Annotated in this window: 20 protein-coding genes; 11 read left to right on the top strand and 9 right to left on the bottom strand. The window is 71.7% G+C overall.

Annotation, left to right across the window (positions count from 1 at the left end; all coding sequences use genetic code 11):
* Positions 1–177 precede the first annotated feature (177 nt).
* The 3 genes from ACZ6D7_RS34770 to ACZ6D7_RS34780 all read left to right on the top strand — a co-directional run bounded on the left by ACZ6D7_RS34770 (position 178) and on the right by ACZ6D7_RS34780 (position 2,693).
* Positions 178–810 (top strand): hypothetical protein, encoded by a 633-nt coding sequence (locus ACZ6D7_RS34770; RefSeq protein ID WP_469499789.1) that lies wholly within the window; start codon positions 178–180, stop codon positions 808–810.
* 20 nt (positions 811–830) lie between these two features.
* Positions 831–1,301 carry a hypothetical protein gene (locus ACZ6D7_RS34775; RefSeq protein ID WP_469499791.1) on the top strand — a complete coding sequence of 157 codons (471 nt, stop codon included), beginning with the start codon at positions 831–833 and terminating at the stop codon, positions 1,299–1,301.
* A 906-nt stretch (positions 1,302–2,207) separates the two neighbouring features.
* A complete protein-coding gene (locus ACZ6D7_RS34780) occupies positions 2,208–2,693 on the top strand; it encodes an ATP-binding protein (protein ID WP_469499793.1) in 486 nt (161 codons plus the stop codon).
* Positions 2,694–2,809: 116 nt separating this feature from the next.
* On the opposite strand, the gene ACZ6D7_RS34785 is transcribed toward ACZ6D7_RS34780, so the two are convergent.
* Together ACZ6D7_RS34785 and ACZ6D7_RS34790 are read right to left on the bottom strand one after the other, a co-directional pair.
* Entirely contained in the window at positions 2,810–3,877 is a 1,068-nt protein-coding gene (locus tag ACZ6D7_RS34785) for a DUF2637 domain-containing protein (protein WP_469499795.1), read from the bottom strand.
* Positions 3,878–4,192: 315 nt separating this feature from the next.
* Entirely contained in the window at positions 4,193–5,041 is an 849-nt protein-coding gene (locus ACZ6D7_RS34790; RefSeq protein ID WP_469499797.1) for a (2Fe-2S)-binding protein, read from the bottom strand.
* 156 nt (positions 5,042–5,197) lie between these two features.
* Between ACZ6D7_RS34790 and ACZ6D7_RS34795 the strand changes: the two genes are divergently transcribed.
* Positions 5,198–6,133, top strand: coding sequence for a GntR family transcriptional regulator (locus ACZ6D7_RS34795; protein WP_469499799.1), 936 nt, complete (start codon positions 5,198–5,200; stop codon positions 6,131–6,133).
* A 213-nt stretch (positions 6,134–6,346) separates the two neighbouring features.
* Here ACZ6D7_RS34795 and ACZ6D7_RS34800 read toward each other — a convergent pair whose 3' ends face one another.
* Both ACZ6D7_RS34800 and ACZ6D7_RS34805 read right to left on the bottom strand, forming a co-directional pair.
* Positions 6,347–7,120: a hypothetical protein gene (locus tag ACZ6D7_RS34800; protein WP_469499800.1), complete on the bottom strand. Its 774-nt coding sequence runs from the start codon at positions 7,118–7,120 to the stop codon at positions 6,347–6,349.
* Positions 7,121–7,267: 147 nt separating this feature from the next.
* Complete coding sequence (locus tag ACZ6D7_RS34805) at positions 7,268–8,941, bottom strand: PucR family transcriptional regulator (protein ID WP_469499802.1); 1,674 nt, start codon at positions 8,939–8,941, stop codon at positions 7,268–7,270.
* 396 nt (positions 8,942–9,337) lie between these two features.
* Between ACZ6D7_RS34805 and ACZ6D7_RS34810 the strand changes: the two genes are divergently transcribed.
* From ACZ6D7_RS34810 to ACZ6D7_RS34830, 5 genes are all read left to right on the top strand, one after another.
* A complete protein-coding gene (locus ACZ6D7_RS34810) occupies positions 9,338–10,228 on the top strand; it encodes an FAD binding domain-containing protein (protein WP_469499804.1) in 891 nt (296 codons plus the stop codon).
* Complete coding sequence (locus tag ACZ6D7_RS34815) at positions 10,228–10,800, top strand: (2Fe-2S)-binding protein (protein WP_469499806.1); 573 nt, start codon at positions 10,228–10,230, stop codon at positions 10,798–10,800. Before ACZ6D7_RS34810 ends, ACZ6D7_RS34815 begins: the two co-directional genes overlap by 1 nt.
* A 5-nt stretch (positions 10,801–10,805) precedes the next feature.
* The gene (locus ACZ6D7_RS34820) at positions 10,806–13,226 is read left to right on the top strand and encodes a xanthine dehydrogenase family protein molybdopterin-binding subunit (RefSeq protein WP_469499808.1); all 2,421 of its coding nucleotides are present in this window, start codon (positions 10,806–10,808) and stop codon (positions 13,224–13,226) included.
* Positions 13,227–13,420: 194 nt separating this feature from the next.
* On the top strand, positions 13,421–14,878 hold the full coding sequence (locus ACZ6D7_RS34825) for an NCS2 family permease (protein WP_469499810.1): 1,458 nt from the start codon (positions 13,421–13,423) through the stop codon (positions 14,876–14,878).
* 47 nt (positions 14,879–14,925) lie between these two features.
* A complete protein-coding gene (locus ACZ6D7_RS34830) occupies positions 14,926–16,077 on the top strand; it encodes an XdhC family protein (RefSeq protein ID WP_469499812.1) in 1,152 nt (383 codons plus the stop codon).
* On the opposite strand, the gene ACZ6D7_RS34835 is transcribed toward ACZ6D7_RS34830, so the two are convergent.
* From ACZ6D7_RS34835 to ACZ6D7_RS34855, 5 genes are all read right to left on the bottom strand, one after another.
* A complete protein-coding gene (locus ACZ6D7_RS34835; protein ID WP_469499814.1) occupies positions 16,029–17,312 on the bottom strand; it encodes a lanthionine synthetase LanC family protein in 1,284 nt (427 codons plus the stop codon). The two genes, ACZ6D7_RS34830 and ACZ6D7_RS34835, sit on opposite strands and share 49 nt — an antisense overlap.
* 64 nt (positions 17,313–17,376) lie before the next feature.
* Complete coding sequence (locus ACZ6D7_RS34840) at positions 17,377–17,817, bottom strand: SRPBCC family protein (RefSeq protein ID WP_469499816.1); 441 nt, start codon at positions 17,815–17,817, stop codon at positions 17,377–17,379.
* 107 nt (positions 17,818–17,924) lie between these two features.
* The gene (locus ACZ6D7_RS34845) at positions 17,925–18,713 is read right to left on the bottom strand and encodes a polysaccharide deacetylase family protein (RefSeq protein ID WP_469499818.1); all 789 of its coding nucleotides are present in this window, start codon (positions 18,711–18,713) and stop codon (positions 17,925–17,927) included.
* Positions 18,714–18,825: 112 nt separating this feature from the next.
* Positions 18,826–20,274: a family 43 glycosylhydrolase gene (locus ACZ6D7_RS34850; RefSeq protein WP_469499820.1), complete on the bottom strand. Its 1,449-nt coding sequence runs from the start codon at positions 20,272–20,274 to the stop codon at positions 18,826–18,828.
* A gap of 41 nt (positions 20,275–20,315) precedes the next feature.
* Positions 20,316–21,824, bottom strand: coding sequence for a family 43 glycosylhydrolase (locus ACZ6D7_RS34855; RefSeq protein WP_469499918.1), 1,509 nt, complete (start codon positions 21,822–21,824; stop codon positions 20,316–20,318).
* Positions 21,825–22,439: 615 nt separating this feature from the next.
* On the opposite strand from ACZ6D7_RS34855, the gene ACZ6D7_RS34860 reads away from it, so the two are divergent.
* Positions 22,440–22,814 (top strand): DUF5132 domain-containing protein, encoded by a 375-nt coding sequence (locus tag ACZ6D7_RS34860; protein ID WP_469499822.1) that lies wholly within the window; start codon positions 22,440–22,442, stop codon positions 22,812–22,814.
* A gap of 435 nt (positions 22,815–23,249) precedes the next feature.
* Entirely contained in the window at positions 23,250–25,361 is a 2,112-nt protein-coding gene (locus ACZ6D7_RS34865; RefSeq protein ID WP_469499824.1) for an ABC transporter ATP-binding protein, read from the top strand.
* Positions 25,362–25,583: the final 222 nt, after the last annotated feature.

A 25,583-nucleotide genomic window follows, 5' to 3' on the forward strand; every position in this document is an offset into this window, starting at 1 on the left:
CTGGGATGGTTCCACCCGGGCCGATCGGGCGAAGACCGTTGCCCCGGACCGCCGGGACCGCCGATGCTCTTGGTGTCGCCGCCGAGCACGGCCGGACCCGACCACCCGGTGTCCCGGCGGCGCGCCGTTCCACGAACTCACGGACTCACTCACTCACGCACTCACGGGGGATCACCCATGTCCAAGCACACCCGGTCGACCGCGCTCACCGCGCTCACCGCACTGGCCGTCACGGGCCTCACCCTCGGCACGGTCCTCTCCGCACCGGCGGGCGCCGCTGCTCCGAAGGCGCCCGGCTTCCTCGCGGCCAAGGACCTTCCGCCGCGCGCCGGCTCCTCCTGGACGGCCGGCCGGGTCACCAGCGGCGTACCGGAGGTGATCGAGCTGGACACCTGTCTGGGCAAGGCCCTGGGCGGCGGTTCGGACTCGTGGTACCGCGAGTTCCGGACCGACCTGGACACCGGCGCGCGTCAGGTCTCCGTCGAATCGCCGAGCGTCAGCGCGGCCAAGGGCCGGTTCTCGCGGGTGAACAAGGACATCAAGTCCTGCGCGACGCGGATCGAGCGGGCCGACCCGGAGATCGAGGCCACGCTCCGGGACTACGGCACGCTCGACGTCGAGGAGGGCGCCCACGTCTACGGCCTGCACCTGGAGACCTCCTGGGGCGCGACCGACATCCGCCTCCTCTCCGTCGGCCGGGACGGCCGGACCGTGACGGTCGTCGACTGGGGCCAGATGGGCGACTTCGGGAACGCCCCGGTGAAGGCTTTCAAGAAGACCACGACCACGGCCGTCAACAAGCTCCACTGACGGGCAACGGGGAACCTCGGATGACCACCAGGAACACGACCACCCGCCGTCGCACCGCGCTCGCGGCCGGCCTCGCGCCGGCCCTCGGTCTCGGCGTCACCGCCCAGGCCTCCGCCGGCGGCCCGCGCACGGTCACCGGCAAGCCGTCCGACTCCGTCACCCGCATCGCCGACTTCTACGGCGCCTACATCGACGCCCGCAGCGATCCCGACCAGGGTGGGAAGCTCGCGGACGCGCTGCGCCGGCACTACATCGGCGCCGAGTACCTGAAGAAGCTGGAGGCCTGGGAGGCCAGGAACCACGCCGACGGCGTCCTGCGCGCCCAGAACACGCCGGTCCAGTGGAAGGTCACCGACAACGGCACCGCGAACTTCACCGAGGCCGGCATCACCCTCACCTGGGGCGACGGCACCACCACCAGGCTGGTCGTCGACATGACCCGCGACCACAAGATCTTCCACATCGGCCCGAAGGGAGCGGACGGCAGCTAGGACAGGCTCCAGCCCCGCACGCACACCCGGCGGATCCAGGGGAACCACCGCGCCCGCCGGCCGCCTGTCGTCCGCCTCGACGCGGTCGATTTCGGCCAACTTCGTCCGGGCGGGGCCGGAGCGCCTCGATGAAGCCGGCCGCGGGTACCGACCGCCCCATCCCTTCCGGGCCTACGGCGAGGTCGGCAGGGGCGGGTCGGCGAAGGAGCGGATGCCGGGTGGTCCGTCCGTCGGCCGGGTGTGCAGTCCCGGGCGCGGGCGGGGCGGACGGGGGGGGGGGGGGGGGGGGGGGGGGGGGGGGGGGGGGGGGCCCCCCCCCCCCCCACCGCCGTTCGCGGGGGGAGGCGAACACCGGGTGCGGGACGCGCGGGGGCACGCCGGCGCGGGGCGCCCACGGCGCCGTACGGCAGGCCCTTCGTCGGGTGGCCCGCCGCCTCCTCGTACCACCTGTCCCACCTTCCGCGACCGGGCCGCGGACCAGTGGTTTCCTCCGATCGAAACCGGTTACCGAGGGCGCGCGGGGCGGTTCGCCGGAACGCGCGCGCCGGGACCGGCACACCCGTCGCGTGTCCCCCGGACGGGACATGCCGCCCGCCCGCCCCGCATCACCCGCCCCGCACGGACCGCCGCACGGGGCGCTCCCGGCCCACCGGTACGCGCGCACGAGCGGCGACAGCCGTACGAGGCCGCAGGAGGTCGTACGAAGCCGGCGTGCGCGGCGTCGCCGTCGCGGCGGCCGATCGGGTGCCGCCACCCCTCACACCTCCCCGCCGGGAACCGGTCGAACATGGCCGAACACCCGGTCGTTGACGATTCGACATGACTGGCCCGCTGTCGACCGGGCAAGGATCCCCGTGAACGTGTTCGAGCAGGAGGGGAACCGACATCGGCACGCGGGCGGGGGTCATGAAGAGGCAGGCACGAGGCAGCGGTCCGACGGCGATCGCGCACACCTCGGCGACACGGCAGAACGCGGAGGACGAGGACGAAGTCGGCGCCGTCGAGCGGGCGTCGCGGCTCAGCCGCAGACTCGGGCGGGCGGACCTGCGGGCGGTGCCCGAGGCGCGCCGGGCGCTGCGCGAGCTGTTACAGGGCTGGGGGAAGCCCGGATGCTCGGAGACGGCCGAACTGCTCACCAGCGAGCTGGTCACCAACGCGCTCGTCCACACCGACCAGGACGCGGTCCTGACGGCCACTGTGTCACCGGCCGGACTCCGGGTGGAGGTACGGGACTTCGTCGCCCGCCGCCCGCGGCCGCGCGTGCCGATCGCCGACGACGGCACGCACGGCCGGGGCCTGATCCTGGTGCAGTCCCTCGCGGACGCCTGGGGGGTGCGGGCGCACGGGGTCGGGAAGTCCGTGTGGTTCGAACTCGGCGCCGGAGCGGCGTAGCGCGACACCGCGCCGAACGGAGAGACCAGGACAGGAAAACGGGAAGGGGCGCGGCCTCCTGCGAGGTCGCGCCCCTTCCCGTCTGTCGCCCGTATGTCACCCGAGGGCCCCGTGGGTCAGCCGAACTGCTGCTCCATCTCCTTGAGCTTGCGCTCCAGGGAGTCGAGCCGCGGCAGGGCCATGGTGTCGTCCTCGGCGGTGAGGTCGACGGTGATCGGGTCGGAGCCCTGCCGGACCGGCTGCAGGGAGGGCCGTGAACGGACCGGCAGCTGCTCGGCCGAGTTGGCTATGGCAGGCTCCGCGGAAACGCGCTCGGCGGTGGCCCGCTCGAGGGCGGCCTGGGCCTCCAGCTGGCGGCTTCCGCCGCCACCGCCGCCACCGCGGCCGGGCCAGCGGCCGTGGCCGCGGCTGATCGCCTTCAGCTGGGCGCGCTCGACACGCTGCTGGTCGCGGCGGCGCATCTTGGTCTCCTCCTTGCGGGCCTTGTCGTCCCGGACCTCCTCGACGGCCTCGTCCAGGCTGCGCACGCCCTCCAGGAGCATCAGCGACCACGCCTTGTAGGTCTCACGGGGGGCCCGCACCCAGCGCACCACGCGGATCTGCGGCAGCGGACGGGGCACCAGGCCCTGCTCGCGCAGCGCGGCGCGACGGGTCTGCTTCAGCGCGCGGTCGAAGAGGACCGCCGCGGACAGGGACATGCCCGCGAAGAACTGCGGAGCGCCGTCGTGTCCGATGCCCCGGGGCGCGTGCACCCAGTTGAACCAGGCCGCGGCACCCGCGAACGTCCACACCAGTATCCGGGAGCCGAGCGCCGCGTCACCGTGGCTGGCCTCGCGCACCGCGAGGACGGAGCAGAACATGGCCGCACCGTCGAGGCCGAAGGGCACCAGGTATTCCCAGCCGCCGGAGAGGCTCAGGTTCTCGCGGCCGAAGCCGACGAGTCCTCGGTAGGAGAGCGCGGCCGCCACGGCGGCGCAGCAGAACAGCAGCACATAGGAAGCGATTCCGTAGATGGCTTCCTTGCGCCTGCGGCGCTCCTCGCTGCGCTCCCACGAGTCGTCCGCGCTCGTGTCCTTCCCCGAGGAGTTCTTGCCGCGCCGGAGCACCGCCACCGCCGCCAGCATGCCCAGGAGCAGTACGGCGCCCGGAAGCAACCAGTTCAGCGATATGTCGGTCAGTCTCATCTGGGGTCCCTTGCATTGGGATAGGGCGTAACGCCCGCCATAGTGGCCCAATCCCGCCGTCCCTCAGGGGGTTTCGGGGCAAGAGGCCGCCAAGGAAGTGCAAGGGGATGCCCAGGGCGACGTTCTGCTCGAACTGCCGCTTGAGGGGCGGGAGTTGAGTTCGAATAAGACTACCCGTACGGGTGGTTCAACGGAAAGTTCCCGCGACGAGTGAGGAAGTTGTGAAGTAGCTGTAACCGCAAGGGGAGTCTTCTCGTCCGGTGATCCTACGGGACATCGGACGGCCCGCCGACCCGGGGAATGTCTGATGATCCCTCAACTGGCGGCGGCCGCAGTGAGCTTGGCGACCCGGTCCGCGTCGCAGGTGCGCGGGCAGGTGTCGCAGGTGTCCTCGGGGCGCACGGTGTAGAACATGCAGCAGCTCGCCCGGTCCCGGGTCGGCAGCGCCTCGCCGTCCGGTCCGGCCAGCTCGCGGAAGGCCGCCGAGCCGACGTAGGGCCGTGTCGTGCCCGGCAGCAGCAGCTCCAGCTCGCGCCGGGCCCGCTCCTGCTCGCCCTCGCCGAGCAGCTGGGCGACGTACCAGAGGCCCTCCACCACCTCGTCCGTCACCATGCCCCACAGGGCGCGCCCACGCCGCCGGGCCCGCGGCCCGAAGCCGGCCAGGACCGGCTCGTGGTGCTCGGCGACGGCCTCCCGCACCTGCGCCCGCAGCGCCTCCTCGTCCGCGACCACCCGGGCGCCGGGCAGCGCCGCCGCCGGATCGTCCGGCAGGCAGGCGAACGAGACGGGCGGGCGCACGGCCATCCGCATCACCTCGCCCGTACGGTCGTACGAGACGTGGGTCACGGGGTAGCGCGGCACCCGGCGGTGCAGGAACCACGGGACGGTGATCAGCAGGCAGGCGGGCCAGGCGTACCGGTGCAGTCCGAAGCTCGCGACGACGTCGGGGCGCGCCCGCTGCCCGTAGTCGCGTACGACCTGGGCGTCGTCCCAGGCCAGGAAGGTGTCCAGGTCCGCCCCGCCCGCCGCGAGCGCGGCCGCCGCGACCCAGCCGCCGCCCCGGGGCGGGGGCTCGTCGGGCGCCAGCTCCGTGACCGTCAGGCCGGGGAAGACCTCTGTGAGACGGGCGTACGCCGCCGCTGTGACCGACGGGGCTGTGGGCATACCGGACCACCGATCCGCGCGTGATTAAAGGTAAGCCTTACCTTACTCATTATGTTTGGGATTTGAACTGACGGCCAGTAGGCCTAAGGTGCTTGACGGGCGAGTAACAACCCGCCGTAATGACCCCAAGTACCGACACATCCGCTGGGAGGACCCGTGAAGCAGGGCACGCAGGGCGCCGCCGCTCCGGGACTCCCGCAGGAAAGCCCTGGTCGGGCGTGGGTTCCGGCGCAGTCCCGGGCGGCCTCCGCCGGGGGCTCGGACCGCGAGCGGTGCGCCCCGCAGGGCGGTGTGCGCGGTGAGCACACCCACAGCGAGATCCCGATCCCGCGTCCGGCAGTCCCCCGTTCCGAGATCGCGCGCCCCGAGGCCGTACGTCCCGAGGCCGTGCGTCCCGGCGTCGCGCGTCCGGAGGCTGTACGTCCCGAGGCCGTGCGTGAGGCCGTGCGTTCCGAGGTCCCGCGGCCCGTCGTCCAGCGGGCCTCCGTGCGCGGCCAGATCCTCGACGCCCTGCGCACCGCGCTGGTCTCCGGGGAGCTGCGGCCGGGCGAGGTGTACTCGGCGCCGGTCCTCGGCGAGCGCTTCGGGGTCTCCGCGACGCCGGTGCGCGAGGCGATGCAGCAGCTCGCGCTGGAGGGCGCGGTCGAGGTCGTGCCCAACCGAGGGTTCCGGGTGATCGTGCGCGGCGCGCGGGAACTCGCCGAACTGGCCGAGGTGCGGGCGCTGATCGAGGTACCGGTGATGCTCCGACTCGCCCGTACCGTGCCGGCCGAGGGGTGGGCGGACCTGCGGCCCCTCGCGGAGGCGACGGTGCGCGCCGCGGCCGGCGGCTGCCGCGCCACGTACGCGGAGGCCGACCGTGTCTTCCACCGTGCCGTGCTCGCCCTCTCCGGCAACGAGCAGCTTCTCGGCATCGCGGAGGACCTGCACCGACGCTCCCAGTGGCCCCTGACCAGCGCCGCGACCCCCCGGAGCCGGACGGAGCTGCTCGCCGACGCGACGGAACACCTGACCCTGCTCGACGCCCTGACCACCGGCGACCTGGACACGGCCCAGGCCCTGGTCCGCGACCACTTCACGGCCACGATCTGACCCGGGGCCGGTCCACACCGCCACCAGGCACGTACGGACGTGCCTCTTGTGAGGCCGCGCACATGGGCAACGCCTGCGCCGGGAGCAGGGAGCCGGGAGCAGAGCGCTACACCGTCCGGCCGCCTCCAGGGCGTGCGAGGGTGCGTCGGTTGCTTACCCAGCCGCCGTCGGACCCCCGACCACACCCCACCCCCAGCCAACCCACCCCCCCGCCTACGCCGTAGCCGCCGGCGGAGCCAGTTGGTGAGCCAGCCAGGTCGGTACGCCGCCCAGGAGCCGGAAGAGCCGGCGGGCCTCCTCGCGCAACCGTGAGGCCTCCGGCTCGACTTCGGCGTCGGCGAGGGACGCGAGGGCCGGGGCCGTGCCCACCAGGTAGCCCAACTCCTCCCGGATGCGCAGGGATTCGGCGAAGCCGTGCCGGGCCTCGGCCACCTCGCCGTCCCGCAGGGCGAGCCCCGCGAGATGGCGCCAGGTGAACGACAGCAGCAGCGAGTCGGAGTGGGCCGCGGCAGCCGTGTGGGCGCGCCGGTACGCGGCCCGGGCCGCCTGCGGGGAGCGCGCGATGTTCTCCGCGAGCAGCCCCCGCCGGAAGTCCAGCAGGCCCCGCCCGGCGGCGTCGGGCGGGATCAGCGCCGCCGCCCGGCCGAGCGCGGCCCGCGCCTCGTCCACCCGGTCGCGCACCCCGTGCACCGTGGCCGCGTACGCAAGGTGCCCCCGTTCACAAGCGGCCGCGCCCCGCTCCTCGTCGCCGTGCGCCAGCGCCTCCGCCGTACGCAGCGCGTCCTCGGCCTCCTGCCAGCCCTGCTCGGTGTACAGGCACCGCTCCACGAGCAGCCCCGCCCGCTGGATCGCGCCCGGCGCGGTGTCCGCCGGCAGCAGCGCGGCCGCGTCGGCCCAGCAGGCCCGCGAGCGCAGCCGCCACACCGCCGTCTGGAGAGGATCCTCACCTGAGGTCGTTCCGGTACCGGACATGGCGGAATACGCCACGTTGCCCTCCCCGAGCGCGCCGTCGAGCTTTGAGTGGTGGCCGCATCTCAGCACGAATCGCGGTACCGGGCCAAGGGGGCGGGTGAAGGATTTCACAAAGTCGTGGGACTCTGCGCCCCCAAGGGTTTCAGCGGACGGCAGCCGGTGTCAGCTCATCCGCAGCGCCAGGAAGAAGTCGAGCTTGTCCTCAAGCCGCGACAGATCACGGCTCGTCAACTGCTCGATCCGGCCGACCCGGTAGCGCAGCGTGTTGACGTGCAGGTGCAGCCGGGAGGCGCACCGCGTCCACGAACCGTCGCAGTCCAGGAACGCCTCCAGCGTCGGGATCAGCTCGGCGCGGTGACGTCGGTCGTAGTCGCGCAGCGGGTCGAGGAGACGTGCGGTGAACGCTCTGCGCACGTCGTCCGGGACGAACGGCAGCAGCAGCACATGCGAGGCCAGCTCCTGGTGCCCCGCCGCGCACACCCGCCCCGGCCGGGCCGCCGCCACCCGCCGCGCGTGCCGTGCCTCCTCCAGCGCCCCGCGCAGCCCCTCCGCCGAGTGCACGGCCGCGCTGACCCCCAGCGTGAGCCGCCCGTCGCCGTCGAGACCGGCCGAAAGCGGTTCCCGTACGGCTGTCAGGAGCGCGTCGGCGAGTACGCCCGTCTCGGAGCCGTCGTGCTCGGTGGACACCGCCGGCAGCGGGACCAGGGCGACGGCCTCGTCACCGGCGTGGGCGACGGCGATCCGGTCGGAGGGCTCGGGCCCGGTCGCCAGCGGGTCGACCAGGATCTCCTCCAGCAGCGCCTGGGCGAGCGGCCCGGCCTCCAGCTCCCCGCCGTCCCAGTCGACGCGCGCCACCACCACCTGCCAGTGCGGGGCCGCCCCGAGGCCCGGCAGCAGCACCGGCGCGGCCACCCGCAGCCGTGCCGCGATCTCCGCCGGGGCCGCACCCGTCTGGACCAGCTCCAGCACCTCCTGGGCCAGCCGCCTGCGCACGGTGCGCGCGGCGTCCCGCCGCTCCCGCTCGACCGCGATCAGCTGGGTGACGCCGTGCAGCAGGTCGAGCCGCTCCTCCGCCCAGTCCCCGGCGTCCGCCTCCACGGCCAGCAGCCAGTCCGACAGCACGCTCTCGCGCACGTCCCGGGCGCCCTGCGGGGACCGGCCGCCGCCGCGCACGGCGAAGAGCGAGTACGTCGTACCGTCGACCACCACCCGGTGCGGTCCGCGCCGACCGGTGCGCACGGCCGCCAGATGCTCCGCCGCGAGCCGGCCGCACAGGTCGGCCGGCAGCGCCGGGCCCGCCACCTTCGGGCCCGCGATCAGCCGCCCGGTGGGGGAGAGCACCCAGGCCCGCAGGTCCAGGTCGGAGCCGAGCAGGTCCAGCACCACGTCGGGGCCGCCGCCCGCCGGGCCCGAGGTCATCATCCGCCGGTGCCGGTCGACCACGGCCGCGAGATCCCCGGCCCGCTCGCCGCTGACCTGCCGTACGACGTGCTCGGTGATCGTCGCGAAGGCCACCGACTCGTGCACCGCGAACAGCGGCAGCCGGTGCCGGGCGCAGGCCAGGACAAGGTCGTCCGGCACGGCCCCCAGCTCGGCCTCGCCGGCGGCCAGCGCGGCCACGCCGGCCTGCACCAGGATCCGTACGAACGGCTCGGAGTCCGCCGCGTCCCGGCGCCACGCCAGGCCCGTCAGCACCAGCTCGCCGCCGGAGAGGTAGCGGCTGGGGTCCCGCAGGTCGGTGGTCATGACCCCACGCACGGCACGGTCCAGTTCGTCCTCGCCGCCGAGGAGCCTGAGGCCCAGCGCATCGGTGTCCAGAAGTGCGCGCAGCCGCATCTCGTCGCCGCCGTTCCTTGTCTCGAAATCTACGATGAATGGTGCAGGGTCACGTGGAAAGGGGTCGCCGTCGGCCCTTTCGCAGGCCCGTCGGCGGAGCGTCGGCCACCCTCCCGGGCGGTCACGAGCCGCATTCTTCGATTGCCAGGTTGTTTCCTACGTTTCCACAGGAAAACGAGGAGGTTACTGAAGGCCTCCGTTCATACGAATCTACAAGATGGCTGCCCCGACCAGCCAACTCCTTCATGGTTTCCGTGACTGACCCGGTCGGAGTACCGCGCTGTGTACTGGCCCCACTCCGCGTGAACAGCACATGAACGAGCCGGCCCGCCGCACCCGATTCTGGCTCGAACCGAACGACTCACGAGACTCACGAGACGAAGAAGAGAGCCGGTCATGGACTTCCTTCGCCCCGCCAGCTGGGAGGAGGCGCTCGCCGCGAAGGCCGAGCACCCCACCGCTGTGCCGATTGCGGGTGGCACCGATGTGATGGTCGAGATCAACTTCGACCACCGGCGGCCCGAGTACCTGCTCGACCTCAACCGCATCGGTGACCTCTACGAGTGGGAGGTCGGCGAGGACAGCGTGCGGCTCGGTGCCTCCGTGCCCTACACGAGGATCATGGAGAACCTGCGGTCCGAACTCCCGGGCCTGGCCCTCGCCTCGCACACCGTGGCCTCCCCGCAGATCCGCAACCGCGGCGGCGTCGGCGGCAACCTCGGCACCGCCTCCCCGGCCGGCGACGCCCACCCCGCCCTCCTCGCGGCCGGCGCCGAGGTCGAGGCCGCCTCCGTCCGGGGCACCCGGCTCATCCCGATCGACGACTTCTACACCGGCGTGAAGCGCAACGCGCTCGCCCCCGACGAGCTGATCCGCGCCGTCCACGTCAAGAAGGCCGACGGTCCCCAGCAGTACTCCAAGGTCGGCACCCGCAACGCCATGGTCATCGCGGTCTGCGCCTTCGGCCTCGCCCTGCACCCGCAGACCCGTACGGTCCGCACCGGCATCGGATCCGCCGCCCCGACGCCGGTCCGGGCGAGGACCGCCGAGGAGTTCCTCGACGCGGCACTCGAAGAGGGCGGTTTCTGGGACAACGGAAACATCATCACCCCGTCGGTCGCCAAGCAGTTCGCGGACCTCTGCGCCGCCGCCTGCAACCCGATCGACGACGTCCGGGGCACCGCGAGCTACCGCCGCCACGCGGTCGGCGTCATGGCCCGCCGCACGCTGACCTGGACCTGGGAGTCGTACCGCGGCGCCCGCCGCCACACCGAGGGAGCTGCGTGATGCGCGTCAACTTCACTGTCAACGGACGTCCGCAGGAGGCCGACGACGTGTGGGAGGGCGAGAGCCTGCTCTACGTCCTGCGCGAGCGCCTCGGCCTGCCCGGCTCCAAGAACGCCTGCGAGCAGGGCGAGTGCGGCTCCTGCACCGTCCGCCTGGACGGGGTCCCCGTGTGCTCCTGTCTCGTGGCCGCCGGTCAGGTCGAGGGCCGCGAGGTCGTCACCGTCGAGGGGCTCGCGGACTACGCCAAGCAGCGCTCCTGCGGTACGGGCGCCTGTGGCACGTCCCTCCAGGACGCCCAGCAGTGGGCCGCGAAGAGCCAGGACTCCCAGACCGGCGAGGGCGCCGAACTCTCCCCGATCCAGCAGGCGTTCATCGACGCCGGCGCCGTCCAGTGCGGCTTCTGCACGCCCGGTCTATTGGTCGCCGCCGACGAGATGCTGGAGCACAACCCCAATCCGACCGACGCGGACATCCGCGAGGCGCTCTCGGGCAACCTGTGCCGCTGCACCGGCTACGAGAAGATCATGGACGCGGTCCGCCTCGCGGCCGCCCGGCAGGGAGAGGGGGTCTGAGCGACATGCCCTCCCCCACTCTCGGCTTCGCTCGAGCGGGAGGTGCCCCCACCGGCACCCCCACCAAGATCACCCAGGGCTCGCAGACCAAGGGCGGCATCGGTGAGTCCACCCTCCGCCCGGACGGCACCCTCAAGGTCACCGGCGAGTTCGCGTACTCGTCCGACCTGTGGCACGAGGACATGCTCTGGGGCCAGATCCTGCGCTCCCCGGTCGCCCACGCAGAGATCGTCTCCATCGACACCGCCGAGGCCCTCGCCACCCCCGGCGTGTACGCCGTCATGACGTACGACGACCTGCCGACCGATGTGAAGAACTACGGCCTGGAGATCCAGGACACCCCGGTTCTGGCCCACGGCAAAGTCCGTCACCACGGCGAGCCGGTCGCCATCGTCGCCGCCGACCATCCGGAGACCGCCCGCCGCGCCGCCGCGAAGATCCAGGTCGAGTACCGCGAGCTGCCCGTCATCACCGACGAGGCCTCCGCGACCGCCCCGGACGCGATCCTCGTCCACGAGAACCGCGACGACCACCACATCGGCCACGTCCCGCACCCGAACATCGTCCACCGCCAGCCGATCGTCCGCGGCGACGCGGCCGCGGCCGCCGAACGGGCCGACGTCGTGGTCCGGGGCGAGTACACCTTCGGCATGCAGGACCAGGCCTTCCTCGGCCCCGAGTCCGGCCTCGCCGTGCCCGAGGAGGACGGCGGCGTCCATCTCTACATCGCCACCCAGTGGCTCCACTCCGACCTGCGCCAGATCGCGCCCGTCCTCGGCCTGCCCGAGAGCAAGGTGCGGATGACGCTGGCCGGCGTCGGCGGCGCGTTCGGCGGCCGCGAGGACCTGTCGATGCAGATCCACGCCTGCCTGCTCGCCCTGCGCACCGGAAAACCCGTCAAAATCGTCTACAACCGTTTCGAGTCCTTCTTCGGACACGTCCACCGCCACCCGGCCAAGCTGTACTACGAGCACGGCGCCACCCGCGACGGCAAGCTGACCCACGTCAAGTGCCGGATCGTCCTGGACGGCGGCGCGTACGCCTCCGCCTCCCCGGCCGTCGTCGGCAACGCCTCCTCGCTCGGCATCGGCCCCTACGTCGTGGACGACGTCGACATCGAGGCCATCGCCCTCTACACCAACAACCCGCCCTGCGGCGCGATGCGCGGCTTCGGCGCGGTCCAGGCGTGCTTCGCGTACGAGGCGCAGATGGACAAGGTGGCGAAGGAACTCGGCCTGGACCCGGTGGAGTTCCGCCAGCTGAACGCCATGGAACAGGGCAGGCTCCTGCCGACCGGCCAGCCGGTGGACTCACCCGCCCCCGTTGCCGAACTCCTGCGCCGGGTCAAGGCGATGCCGCTGCCGCCGGAGCGCCAGTGGGAGAGCAGCGAGGGTGCCGACGTACGGCAGCTGCCCGGCGGTCTGTCCAACACCACGCACGGCGAGGGCGTCGTCCGCGGAATCGGTTACGCGGTCGGCATCAAGAACGTCGGGTTCTCCGAGGGCTTCGACGACTACTCCACCGCCAAGGTCCGGATGGAGGTCGTCGCCGGCGAGCCCGTGGCCACCGTACACACGGCGATGGCCGAGGTCGGCCAGGGCGGTGTCACCGTGCACGCGCAGATCGCCCGCACCGAGCTGGGCGTCACCCAGGTCACCATCCAGCCGGCGGACACCCAGGTCGGCTCCGCGGGTTCCACCTCGGCCTCCCGGCAGACCTACGTCACCGGCGGCGCGGTGAAGAACGCCTGCGAGCTGGTCCGCGAGAAGGTCCTGGAGATCGGGCGCCGCAGGTTCGGGACCTACCACCCCGCCTGGGCCACCGCCGAACTGCTCCTGGAGGGCGGCAAGGTCGTCACCGACGGCGGCGAGGTCCTCGCCGACCTGGTGGACGTCCTCGGCGAGGAGGCCGTGGAGGTCGAGGAGGAGTGGCGGCACCGGCCGACCGAGCCCTTCGACCTGCGCACCGGCCAGGGCAACGGACATGTGCAGTACAGCTTCGCCGCCCACCGCGCCGTCGTCGAGGTCGACACCGAGCTGGGCCTGGTCAAGGTGATCGAGCTGGCCTGCGCGCAGGACGTCGGCAAGGCACTCAACCCGCTGTCCGTCATCGGCCAGATCCAGGGCGGCACGACCCAGGGTCTCGGCGTGGCCGTCATGGAGGAGATCATCGTCGACCCGAAGACGGCGAAGGTGCGCAACCCCTCCTTCACGGACTACCTCATCCCCACCATCCTCGACACGCCGACCATCCCCGTCGACGTGCTCGAACTCGCCGACGACCACGCCCCGTACGGGCTGCGCGGCATCGGCGAGGCCCCGACCCTGTCGTCCACCCCGGCGGTCCTCGCGGCCGTCCGGAACGCGACCGGGCTGGAGCTGGACAGGACGCCGGTCCGACCGGAGCACCTCACCGGCACGGCGTAGCACCGAACCTCCGGGCGGCGCGCGGAACGTCACACACTCCGCGCCGCCCGGAGCACCCCAGATCGTTCGTCTCGGGCCGTCCCCCGGGTCGTGCGGCCGAAGCACCTTCCCAAATCCCGCAGCCACGACGGTGGTTGGCGCGCCGTCAGGCGGTCGGACGCGGGTGCCCCTATGAACCTTGGGAGTAGGCCCACATGACCCAGCAGTCACTGGAGCCGAGGACCACTGCCGACGACGCGGGCGAAGGCACCCGCGTCCCGGCCGGACGGTCCTGGCTCGACCGGTACTTCCACATATCCCGGCGGGGATCCACCGTCGCGCGCGAGGTGCGCGGCGGCGTCACCACCTTCATGGCGATGGCGTACATCCTGCTGCTCAACCCCCTGATCCTGTCCGGCAAGGACGCGGCGGGCGACACGCTCGGCCAGAAGGCGCTGATCACCGCGACCGCGTTCGCCGCGGCCTTCACCACCCTGCTGATGGGCTTCGTCGGCAAGGTCCCGCTCGCCCTGGCCGCCGGCCTCTCCGTCTCCGGCGTCCTGTCCTCCCAGGTCGCCCCGGAGATGACCTGGCCGCAGGCGATGGGCATGTGCGTGATGTACGGCGTCGTCATCATGCTGCTGGTCGTCACCGGCCTGCGCGAGATGATCATGAACGCGATCCCGCTCGCGCTGAAGCACGGCATCACCATGGGCATCGGCCTGTTCATCGCCCTCATCGGCTTCTACAAGTCCGGTTTCGTGCACCAGGGCGAGGCGACCCCGGTCACCCTCGGCCCGGCGGGCGAACTGGCGGGCTGGCCCGTGCTGTTGTTCGCCGGCACCCTGCTCCTGATCTTCATGCTCCAGGCCCGCAACGTCCCCGGTGCCATCCTCGTCGGCATCGTCGGCGGTACGGTCGTCGCCGCGGTCCTCAACGCCGCCGGTGTCGTCGACCCCAAGCAGTGGGCGGCCGGCGCCCCCGAACTGCACGGCAGCGCCGTGTCGATGCCCGACTTCTCGCTCTTCGGGAACGTCGAGTTCGGCGGCTGGGGCGAGGTCGGCGCGATGACGGTCGGCATGATCGTCTTCACGCTCGTCCTCGCCGGCTTCTTCGACGCGATGGCCACGATCATCGGCGTCGGCACCGAGGCGAAGCTCGCCGACGACCAGGGCCGGATGCCCGGACTGTCCAAGGCGCTGTTCATCGACGGCGCCGGCGGTGCCGTCGGCGGCGTGGCGGGCGGCTCCGGCCAGACCGTCTTCATCGAGTCGGCCACCGGCGTCGGCGAGGGCGCCCGCACGGGCCTCGCCTCGGTCGTCACCGGCGCCTTCTTCGCCGCCTGCCTCTTCTTCACCCCGCTCACCGCGATCGTCCCGCAGGAGGTCGCGTCCGCCGCCCTGGTCGTCATCGGCGCGATGATGCTGATGAACGCCCGACACGTCGACTGGGCCGACCGGGCCACCGCGATCCCGGTCTTCCTCACCGTCGTCCTGATGCCCTTCACGTACACCATCACCACGGGCGTGGCCGCCGGCGTCATCTCACACGTCGCCATCAGGACGGCCCAGGGCAAGGCGCGGGAGATCGGGGCGTTCATGTGGGTCCTCACGGGGATCTTCCTGGTCTATTTCGCACTCAATCCCATTGAGGGCTGGCTGGGCGTCCACTAGCCGCACTCACCGCCGACTCAGCACACCGCCGTCAAGGAGACCGAGACATGCTGGACATCGCCGAGGAGTTGAACCGGTGGACCGCGCAGGGCCGTGACTTCGCCGTCGCCACCGTGGTGGCCGTCGGCGGCAGCGCGCCCCGCCGGCCGGGTGCCGCCCTCGCGGTGGACGCCGACGGCACGGCGATCGGCTCGGTCTCCGGCGGCTGTGTGGAGGGCGCGGTCTACGAGCTGTGCCAGCAAGCACTCCAGGACGGTGAGACCGTTCTCGAACGTTTCGGCTACAGCGACGACGACGCCTTCGCCGTGGGCCTCACCTGCGGCGGCGTCATCGACATCCTCGTCACCCCGGTGCGGGCCGGCGACCCGGTCCGCCCGGTGGTCGCGGCCGCCCTCGAAGCCGCCGCGAGCGGCACGGCGTCCGCCCTGGCCCGGATCGTGTGCGGCCCGGCGGACCTCGTCGGCCGCGCGCTGCTGGTCCGCCCCGACGGACGCGGTGAAGGCGGTTTCGGCGCCCATCCCGAACTCGACCGCACGGTCGCCGCCGAGGCCGGCGCGTTTCTCGACGCGGGCCGCACCGGCACCCTGGAGATCGGCGAACAGGGCTCCCGCTGCGGCGCCCCGCTCACCGTCCTCGTCGAGTCGTCCGTCCCCCCGCCCCGGATGATCGTGTTCGGCGCGATCGACTTCGCGTCCGCGCTGGTCCGGGTCGGCAAGTTCCTCGGCCATCATGTGACGGTGTGCGACGCCCGCCCCGTCTTCGCGACGAAGGCCCGCTTCCCGGAAGCCGACGAGATCGTCGTCGAGTGGCCCCACACCTACCTCGAACGCACCGAGGTGGACGCCCGGACCGTCCTGTGCGTCCTCACCCACGACGCCAAGTTCGACGTCCCCCTGCTGCGGCTGGCGCTGCGTCTGCCGGTCGCCTACGTCGGCGCGATGGGCTCACGCCGGACGCATCTGGAACGCAACGAGCGGCTGCGCGAGGTCGGCGTCACCGAGCTGGAGCTGGCCCGGCTGCGCTCGCCCATCGGCCTGGACCTGGGCGCCCGTACGCCCGAGGAGACCGCCCTGTCGATCGCCGCGGAGATCGTCGCGAACCGGCGCGGCGGCAGCGGGGTCTCCCTCACCGGCGCGCACACGCCGATCCATCACGACCTGACGTCGGCCCCGGCCGGCCGGATCGGTTCGGTGGCCTGAGCCCGTGCCGCCGGCTGGTCGGGCCAGGCGAACGCGTAGGCCGGGTCGCCGCCCCCGGTGATCCGGGCGTACCGCAGCAGCTCCCGCACGATGCCCGCGTTGCCCATCGCCCACCCGGCCTGCGGTTCCAGCGCGCTCGGGTCGGCCCGGTGCTCGACGTTGGACCAGCGCGCGCCCGCGGCGTCCCTCGTCGCGCGTGCGAGCAGGTCCGTCACCAGGACCTCGGCGAACGCGGGGGAGTCGCCCTGCTCGGCGATCCGGTCGCAGGCCAGTGCCAGCACGCCCGCCGTGCCGCAGCAACGGCCGTTGTTGTCCCAGAAGCCGGGCCGCAGGCGTTTCGGCAACCCGGACCGCGTGACGGTGTGCCAGCAGCGGTCGGCGAGGTCCGTCCACCCGGGCTCGCCGAGGACGTCCCGCAGCAGCCGGAACACCTGGGCGTCGCCGGCCGGGCCGTGACACCAGCCGTAGCTGTGCCGTTCGATGACGTCGGGCCGGTAGGGCGGGTCGGAATGCGGGATCAGCAACCCGTCCGGACCACCCTCGTTCCGGGCCACGACGTCGGCGACCCCGGCCCGCGCCAGCTCGACGAGATCGGCGCGCCCGGCGGCCGCCCCGACCGCGGCGAGGGCGTACGCGATCCCGAGCGTGCCGTGCGAGACATGGTGCAGCCGCTCCGCGATCCCCGCCCTGAACTCCCAGGTGACGCCCGCCGTTGTCGGCTCGGCGGTCCGCGCGTACGGCTCCAGGGCCAGCATCGCCAACTCGGGGTCCCCGGCGGCCCAGGCCCCCAGCCCGATCCCCGCGTTGCCGCCCATCAGCTCGAACAGCTCGCCCCAGCGCGTCCCGTCGAACCGCGCCCGCACCCCCGCGAGCGCCCGCCCGGCCGCCGAGTCGGCCTCCGGGGAGTCCAGTTCACGGTGGACGGCGCGCAGTACGAGGGCGATCCCGGTGCGGCCGAAGTAGAGCGAGTCGTCCGGGTGGGTGTCGACCGCGTCGGCGAGGGAACGGGCCGCGCGCAGGGCGCCGTCCGCGTACACGTCGTCCCCGAAGTGCCGCCATGCCTCCAGCAGCACGGGCACCACCCCGGCGGTGCCGTTGTAGAGCATCGGATCGACCTCGCGGTCCGACGGTCGGACGGGCCATCCGAGCCCGCCGCCGCCCGTGTCCCGCGCGGTCTCGAACAACCACCGCAGCCCGTCCGCCGCCAGCGCCTCGATCTCGCTCGCATCCGCCATGGAAACACCCTGACATGCGGTGACGACCGTTGCCCAGACCGCCTGGCAGGCCCCCGCCGGGGTCTCAGGGGCGGCGCAGCAGGCGGTTGACCGCGCGGCCGAACATCCGCCGGGCGGCGGACCCCAGCAGCGGGTCGAGGAAGGCGGGCAGGAGACGTACGCGCAGTTCCTCCCGCCAGATCACCCGGGCCCGGCCGCCGGGGCCCGGCCGGACCTCGATCTCGGCCCAGCCCACGATGACCCGGCCCCGCTTGTCCAGCCGGCACAGCCCCGGCTCGTCCTCGGCCGGCGGGCACCACACGGTGACCTCCATCCGGTCGTCGAAGGTGAACGGGCCGAGGCCGGTGCGGGCCACGAACACCGTGCCCTCGCGGGTCGGCGGGGGAGTGACGACGGTGACGCGGGTCAGCGGGACCACGTCGCCGTGCCGGTGCCACTCGGTGAGCCGGCGCCACGCCTCCTGGAGGGGGAGGGGGACCGTGCGTTCGAGCTGGAAGGTGACCACACAGTGATCGTAGGGAGTCCGCGAGGCCCGGCGGACGGTTCCCCGGCGGCTCACACAGTTGGCGCAGTCGCGCGGTCCCTTGACATGCGCGCACCCGGGCCGGCGCGTCAGCGGTAGACCTCGCCCGGCTTCGCCTCGCCGGGCGCCAGCAGTTGGGGCACGGTGACGAAGACGTAACCGCGTTCCTTCAGCGCGTCGATGATCCCGGGGACCGCCGGCACGGTGCCGTCGTAGATGTCGTGCAGCAGGATGATGCCGTCACGGTCGGCCTGGTCGAGGACGCGCTCGCGGATCAGGTCGGAGTCGGTCGTCGTGTAGTCCTTGGCGGTCACCGTCCACAGCACCTCGGCCAGGCCCAGCTCGCGGCAGATCCTGTGCACGGTGTCGTCGGTACGGCCCTGCGGCGGGCGCATCAGGGTGGGCCGGCGGCCGGTGAGGCGCTCTATCGCGTCGTTGGGACGCTCGAGTTCCTCGCGTATCCCGTCCTCGTCCAGCTCGGTGAGGATCTTGTGGTCCCAGGTGTGGCTGGCCACCTCGTGCCCCTCGTCGGCCATGCGTGTGACGAGGTCCGGGTACTTCTCGATGTGCCGTTTCCCCAGCAGGAAGAACGTTGCCGGAACCTGTTTCTCCTTCAGGATGTCCAGCAGCCGCGTGGAGTTCTCGCTGGGTCCGGCGTCGAAGGTGAGCGCGATGCACTTCGCCTCGCGGCAGTCGACGGTGCCGAACCGGGCGGCCTGCGTGGTGGTCGAGGGCGCGGCGCGGACGGAACTCGGCGCGGTGGTGTCGAGTCCGCCGCAGCCGCTCAGGACGACCGCCAGAGAAGCGGCCGCCACCGAGACGGCGACGGCGCGCAACCCGGCCCCCGTTTTCTTCATCTTCCTGGTCAGAGAAGGCATGCCGAGACTATACATAAGGTGTATACACCCCATGTATAGTCTCGAAATCATGCCGCCGGGCGCCTCGCGGGGCGCTTCACCGGGCGCCTCACGGGGCACTTCACCGGGCGCTTCACTGGGCGTAGAAGGTGGCGTCCCCCCGGTCCGTCGCCGTGCTCGGTGTCTGCACGAACAGCAGGTAGTTGTAATGACGCAGGTACCGGCCGGCGTAGTTGTACGACTCGTAGGAGATGCCCGCCGAGTCCGCGAGCCCCGACCGCCGGTGGAAGCTCGCGTCGGAGGCGAAGGCCGCCGTGCCGTCGTTCTTCTCCAGCCACACCTCGAAGTTCTTGTGCCGCAGGTAGTAGCCGGGGAAGCCGGCCGACTCCAGCGAGACCGTGCCCGTGCCGGCCAGCCCGGTCACCACCCGGAACTGCGAGTCCGCGAGCGGGCTGACGTTCGCCTCGATCCTGGCGCGGTACTCCCAGTGCCGGATGAAACGGTCCGCGTAGTTGTACGACGAGAACCGCTGCGGGGTGACCCCGTCGGCGACCGGGATGCCGAAGTCGGGTGTGCCGTCGGCCTTCCAGTACACCTTCTGCACACGGGTGCGGCGGTTGGGGTCGTTGAGCGGGTCACCGCTGATGTCCTTGTAGCTGCGGTCGTGGTAGACGAGGATGTCCGACTTGCCGTCCTCGGACACCGTGAACGAGTTGTGCCCCGGCCCGTACTGCGAGGTCGCGTCGCTCGACTTGAACACGGGCGACGAACTCTTCGACCAGGACACCGGGTCGGTGAGGTCGGCCGTCGCGGACGCGGTCAGCATGCCCATGCAGTAGTTGGCGTCGGTGGCGCTCGCCGAGTAGGTCATGAAGACCTTGCCGCCGCGCTGGATGAGCGCGGGGCCCTCGTTGACCTTGTAGCCCACCGTCTCCCAGGACAGCGTCGGCTGCGAGATCTCCGCCGGAGTGCCGGAGACCGTCCAGGGGTTGGCCATCTTCGCGATGAACAGGCTGGTGTTGTTCGCCTCGGCCGGGTTGCGCTGCGCCCAGGCGAGGTAGCGGACACCGCCCACGACAAAGGTCGTGGCGTCGAGGGAGAAGCTCTCCCAGGTGGTCCTGATCTGGCCCTTCTCGGTCCAGGTCGCGGTCAGCGGGTTGCTGCCGGTGCCCTCCAGGACGTACATCCGGATCGCCCACACGTCGTCGGTGGCGCCGGCCGCGAAGTACACGTACCACTTGCCGTCGATGAAGTGGATCTCCGGCGCCCAGATGTGGGCGCCCATGACCCCGCTGGTGTGCTTGGTCCAGATGGTGACCTCCTGCGCCGTCGACAGGCCCTGGATGGTCGTGGCCCGGCGCAGCACGATGCGGTCGTACGCGGGGACCGTGGCGGTGAAGTAGTAGTAGCCGTCCGTGTGCTTGAAGATGTGCGGGTCGGCGCGCTGCTCGGCGATCGGGTTGGTGTACGTCACCGCGGGGGAGTCGGGCACCGCGGCCTGGGCGGGGGCGACCGTGCCGGTGAGGACGGCCGCGAGGGCGACGAGGACGGCCAGGAACAGCCGTACGGCGTTGCGTCTCAAGGGGGGTTCTCCAGACGAGGGGGAGTGCTGCGCGGAGGGGGTCAGGTGGTGGGTACGAGGCGCCACTGCTGGCAGGCGTTGTTCAGCCAGGTCCACTGCCGTACGTCGGTGCCGTTCGCGGTCCCGCAGTCCGCCGCGTCGGCGACCTTGCCGCTGTTCTCGTTGACGATCCGGACGTGGTCGCCGCTCGCGGTGAAGACGAGCCGGAACCGCTGGCACTTGTTGTTCAGCCACGACCACTGGCGCAGGTCGGCGCCGTCGGCGGTGGAGCAGTCGGCGGTGTCCAGCACCCCGCCGCCGGCCACGTTCACCAGCCGGCTGGTGTCGTCGCCGAGATCCTCGATCCGCCATCTCTGGTTGGTCCCACCGGTGCAGGTCCACTGGAGGACGTTGGTGCCGTTGGCGGTGGAACCGCTCGACAGGTCGAGACACTTGCCGCTGTTGCGGTTCACGAGGGTGTACGAGGTGGGGGTCGCCGCCGTTTCGCCGGAGGGGCCGGGGAGGGTGGTGCCGAGCGCCACCGGGGTGCCGAAGTTCGGTGTGCCGTCGGCGTTCCAGGTGAACTTCTGGGCCCGGGTCGTCCGGCCGTTGCCGCAGCCGCCACCGGCCGAGGAGTTGGCGTGGTAGACGATCCAGTTCTCGGTGCCGTCCGGCGAGGTGAAGAAGCCGTTGTGCCCGGGGCCGTAGACACCGCCCGCGTCATTGCGCTGGAACACGGGCGTCTGGGTCTTCGTCCAGGAGGCCCGGTTCAGCGGGTCGGAGCCGGTCAGTTCGAGAAGACCGAGTTTGTAGTCGGCCGTCTGGCAGTAACTCGCGGAGAACGTCAGAAACGTCCGGCCGTCGTGATACAGCGGCTCCGGCCCCTCGTTGACCGGCGCGCCCGAGGTCTCCCAGCTCAGCGTGGGGCTGGAGATCACCGTGAAGGTACTGCTCGCGAGTGTGTACGGATTGCTCATCGGGGCGATGACCAGGCTCTGCGTGCTCCCGTTCACGAATCCGCTTCCGACGAGATACAGGTTGCCGTTCGCCCGGAGCACGCTGGCGTCGATCAGCCAGCCGCCCGGCGTCAGATTGGAGCCGGTGAGCGAGCCCTTGTAGGTGTAGGGGCCCAGCGGGTCGGTGCCGGCGCTCTCCAGGACGTGGGTGCGCTGGGAGTCGCAGCAGGCCACCCCGCTCTGCCCGGCCGAGTAGTACAGGTACCAGCGGCCGTTGAACCGGTGGATCTCCGGCGCCCAGATGTTGGTGTTGCGGGTCGAGGTCGTGTCCGACCACACCTGCACGCTCGGCGCGGTGGCCAGGCCCGCCAGGGTCGGCGCCTTGCGCATGGCGAGGACACCGGTGAACGTCGTGGTGATCAGGTAATAGTTGCCGTCGTAGTACTCCAGCCAGGGGTCGGCGCCCTTGGCCGACTTCAGCGGGTTGGTGTACGGGCGGCCCTCCGCCGCGGACACCGGCTGGGTCGCCGCCACCAGGGCGACGAGGAGCGCGAGCACGCAGACGAGCAGAGGTCTGCGGCGCGTTGCGGGCGCGCCGGGGCGCCGACGAACCATCCGAGGCATACGGGACCGTCCCTTGTCCGTGAAGTCGCCTTATGTGGTTGTTCGAGGATTGCGCGTGTCGATATTCGTGAGCTGTTCGTGATTTCGAACGTGGTTCGTAACTTCGGCCAGAAGATAGGGGGTGTGCATGACCCCGTCAATGGTTTCGGCTCGGGACGTCCTCCCTCGCGCCGCGCGCCGTTGGGCGGTAACGATTCTCCGTTTCCGTTTCCGGACCTCCCTTACTGGCCACGTGTATGCTGCACGCTCCGTGAAATTCCTGGGGAAAGGTGGCGGCTCGGTCGCCTGATTCCGCCGCCCTCGATGGCCCCGGCACCGATCCGATCCGGAAGGCCCCTGGCCTGAAGTCATCGGTTTCCTGTGGGCGGATTACTCTTCCGGGTGACGGCACGGGTCTCGGCTTGGTTTCTGCGGACACGCCTCGGATAGGCTGACGCAGGTTCGCACATGCCGGGGTAAAGGGACCCCGGTCGCCGACTCGGAAACCGTGAGCGGCGCAGCGCGCCAGCGCGAGCGAGAGCGCAAGAAGAGAGCGCGAGCGAAGAGCGCGAGCAGATTCGCGCGGAGAATCCACGCGAGCAATAAGGAAAAGAAGGGGTGCGCGTCATGCCGCCTGTAGTTCCCCCGTTCCTGATCGGCCTCATCGCCGCCCCTCTGGCCAAGCGCGTCGTCAAACCGCTGATGCGCGGCCTGGTGAAGACCTCGGTCGGGCTGGTGATGGAGGTGAAGCGCGCCGCGCACGAGGCCAGTGAGGGGCTCCAGGATCTCGCGGCCGAGGTCACCGCCGAAGTCGTGGCCGCGCAGATGACGGGGGGAGACGGGCCCGCACCGGCCGCCGCTCGGCCCGCCCCGTCCGCCGCCGAGCCCGCGCCGTCCGCTGCCCAGTCCGGCCCGGCGCCTCAGGCCGCCGCGGGCGACGGCCATTCCAAGTCGTCCGGCAAGGGGCGCACGCCGGCGGCCGTCACCGGCAAGGCGAACTGACACCCCACGCCCCGAAAGAACCGTCACGCCTCGAAGAGAACAGTTCGGGATCTGCGAAAAATGACTTTGCTGGTGGGGGATCTGGCCGTACGCGGGCCTGCCCCGGAGAAAACGGAAACGGCGGAAACCTACTCGCTGAGAATGTGCTCCGTGATTCCGGGGCGGCAGCGCTGGAAAATTCCAGAAATGGCGGGGAAGAGACATCTCGCGGACGTGTTCCAAGAGGTGCTGAGGAAATCCCCGGGAATCAGGTCGGTCAGGGTCAGCGAGGTCACCGGAGGCGTTCTCGTCCTCCATGAACCCGGCCTCGGAACCGCCGACATCGGACGCTTCATCAGGAATTCACTGGCGGCCGTCTTCCACTGCCCCCGGCCGCGTACGGATCCGCCGTCCGGAGCAGTGTCCGGGCCGCCGTCCGGAGCCGGGTCCGGGGACGTGTCCGAGGCGCTTTCCGGAGCGGCTCGGAAACCGCGACGCACGACGGATCAGCCCGCCCCGTCCCGCAGCGGGCGTCTCCCGGGCACCGCCCTCACCCTCGCCGGAGGCGCGACGGCCGCGGCCCTCGCCCTCGGACCCGGCAAGCTCCTGCGCAGGCCGCTCGTCGTGCTCGGCGCCGTGGTCACCGCCACGGTCGTCGTCGTACGCCGTGCCGTACGAGGCGCGGCCACGGCAACGGCTTCCCTCGGCACTTCCGGCGGCTCCGGTGGATCTGATGGCGTCGGCGCCTCCGCCACCGGCCGGGCGGCTCCCACGGCCGACGAGACGTCACCGGCCCGACCGGCCTCGTCCCTGCGCTCCCTGCTGGACATCGTCGGCCCGCACAGACCCCGCCTCTGTCTCGCCTCCGCGCTCTCCGCCGTCTGCCAGCTCACCGAAGTGGCGCTCGGGCTCTTCCTCGGCTGGATCGCACTGGTCCTCATCAAGGGGCAGGCCGCCCCGCTGCTCGCCCTCGGACTGACCACCGCCTCCGCCCAGTTGTGGTTCCTCGCGGGCGCCGCCGGCGTGGCCTGCGGCGCCGTCGCCGGACTCTCGTACGCCGCGAACGTCGAATGGCGCAAGCTCGGCCAGGCCGTGCAGCACGACTGGCGCAACACCACCTACACCCGGGTGCAGCAGCTCGAACTGCGCCACCTGGAAGGCGAGCGCACCACCCGGATCGCCGGCGTCCTGACCGAAGAGGTCTCCCAACTCGGCGCGTTCTTCACGAACTCGGCCAACGACATCGTCCAACTCGCCACCAGTTTCCTGGTGTTGGTCCCCGCGTTCCTTCTCCTCGCGCCCGAGATCGCGTGGATCGCCTTCCTGCCGATGCCGATCGTGGCCTGGCTGTCCTTCCACTACCACGACCGCGTCGCCGCCGACTACGCCGTCTCCACCGAGCACCGGGCCGAACTGCACAGCCAGTTGGTCAACAGCCTGGAGGCCGGCGCCACCGTCAAGAGCTTCTGTACCGAGGAGTACGAGGCGGAACGCGTCGACCGGCTCAGCGAGGTCTGCCGCGAGAGCAGCCACCGTACCGACCGCTCCACCGTCCGCCACGCCGAGACCATCCGCGCCGTCACCACCGCCTCCATGACCGGCACCCTCCTCCTCGGCGGCCGCTCCGTCCTCAACGGCACCCTGCCCTTCGAGGTGTTCAGCCCGCTCATCGGACTGCCCCAGCAGGTCCTGCTGCGGCTCACCCGGCTCGGCGGCATCGTCGACCAGTACCAGCGCACCCTCGCCGCCCACGACCGCGTCCGCCACCTCCACACCCTGCCGTCCGAACCCGTCGGACACGACCACCCCGTGCACGCCGACGACGTCAAGGGCGCGGTCACCCTGGACCGGGTCACCTTCGCCTACCCCGGCCGGCCGCCCGTCCTCACGGACCTCTCCCTGCGCATCGCACCGGGCCGGGTCACCGGCATCGTCGGCCCCACCGGCTCCGGCAAGACCACCATCGCCAAACTCCTCCTGCGCTTCCAGGACACCGACTCCGGCCGCGTCCTGCTCGACGGCCGCGACGTTCGCGACCTGTCCCGGCAGGGACTGCGCCAAGCCGTGGGCTTCGTCGCCCAGGACCCCTTCCTCTTCGACGGCACCATCGCCGACAACATCCGGTACGGCAGTTTCGACGCCACCGGCGATCAACTGGAGCGCGCCGCCCGCATGGCCGAGGCCCACCCCTTCATCGAGGCCCTGCCCGACGGGTACGACACGCTGATCGGGGAACGCGGCGCGGCCCTGTCCGGCGGCCAGAAGCAACGGCTCGCGCTCGCCCGGGCCATCCTCAAGGACCCACCCGTCGTCATCCTCGACGAGGCCACCTCGGCCGTGGACAACGAGACCGAGGCCGCGATCCAGCGCACGCTGCGGACCTTCGCCGAGAACCGCACCCTGATCATCATCGCCCACCGCCTGTCGACCATCCGCAACGCCGACTGGATCCACGTCCTGGACAAGGGCGGGCTGGTGGCGGAACAGGGCACACACACCGAACTCCTCGCGCGAGGCGGGCTCTACGCCTCGCTGTGGGATCTCCAGTCGGGAGAGAGAGCGGCGTGAGGGTACGTGAGGGGAGGGGACGGGGGAGCAGGCCGTGTGATGCCGGGGCGGGGGACTGATCGCGGCCGCGTGGTGCTGAGCTGTGTCCGGACGTTCGGCCTGACGACCTGACCGCCGGCGAACTGACCGCTGGCGAACTGGCCGCTGCGAACAGGCTGTTGGCGATCTGACCGTTGACGACCTGACTCCTTCCGATGGGACCCGGCCGAGCCGGGTCCCCCG

This window comes from Streptomyces sp. NPDC041784 (genome assembly GCF_055591025.1).

What these genes read in the sequence shown, in the direction of transcription:
- ACZ6D7_RS34815 (WP_469499806.1), top strand. Translation starts at nt 10,228, where the DNA reads ATGCGCGTCAACTTCACTGTCAACGGACGTCCGCAGGAGGCCGACGAC.
- ACZ6D7_RS34810 (WP_469499804.1), top strand. Translation starts at nt 9,338, where the DNA reads ATGGACTTCCTTCGCCCCGCCAGCTGGGAGGAGGCGCTCGCCGCGAAG.
- ACZ6D7_RS34820 (WP_469499808.1), top strand. Translation starts at nt 10,806, where the DNA reads ATGCCCTCCCCCACTCTCGGCTTCGCTCGAGCGGGAGGTGCCCCCACC.
- ACZ6D7_RS34845 (WP_469499818.1), bottom strand. Translation starts at nt 18,713, where the DNA reads ATGCCTTCTCTGACCAGGAAGATGAAGAAAACGGGGGCCGGGTTGCGC.
- ACZ6D7_RS34770 (WP_469499789.1), top strand. Translation starts at nt 178, where the DNA reads ATGTCCAAGCACACCCGGTCGACCGCGCTCACCGCGCTCACCGCACTG.
- ACZ6D7_RS34860 (WP_469499822.1), top strand. Translation starts at nt 22,440, where the DNA reads ATGCCGCCTGTAGTTCCCCCGTTCCTGATCGGCCTCATCGCCGCCCCT.
- ACZ6D7_RS34775 (WP_469499791.1), top strand. Translation starts at nt 831, where the DNA reads ATGACCACCAGGAACACGACCACCCGCCGTCGCACCGCGCTCGCGGCC.
- ACZ6D7_RS34825 (WP_469499810.1), top strand. Translation starts at nt 13,421, where the DNA reads ATGACCCAGCAGTCACTGGAGCCGAGGACCACTGCCGACGACGCGGGC.
- ACZ6D7_RS34805 (WP_469499802.1), bottom strand. Translation starts at nt 8,941, where the DNA reads ATGCGGCTGCGCGCACTTCTGGACACCGATGCGCTGGGCCTCAGGCTC.
- ACZ6D7_RS34785 (WP_469499795.1), bottom strand. Translation starts at nt 3,877, where the DNA reads ATGAGACTGACCGACATATCGCTGAACTGGTTGCTTCCGGGCGCCGTA.
- ACZ6D7_RS34830 (WP_469499812.1), top strand. Translation starts at nt 14,926, where the DNA reads ATGCTGGACATCGCCGAGGAGTTGAACCGGTGGACCGCGCAGGGCCGT.
- ACZ6D7_RS34855 (WP_469499918.1), bottom strand. Translation starts at nt 21,824, where the DNA reads ATGGTTCGTCGGCGCCCCGGCGCGCCCGCAACGCGCCGCAGACCTCTG.
- ACZ6D7_RS34835 (WP_469499814.1), bottom strand. Translation starts at nt 17,312, where the DNA reads ATGGCGGATGCGAGCGAGATCGAGGCGCTGGCGGCGGACGGGCTGCGG.
- ACZ6D7_RS34780 (WP_469499793.1), top strand. Translation starts at nt 2,208, where the DNA reads ATGAAGAGGCAGGCACGAGGCAGCGGTCCGACGGCGATCGCGCACACC.
- ACZ6D7_RS34790 (WP_469499797.1), bottom strand. Translation starts at nt 5,041, where the DNA reads ATGCCCACAGCCCCGTCGGTCACAGCGGCGGCGTACGCCCGTCTCACA.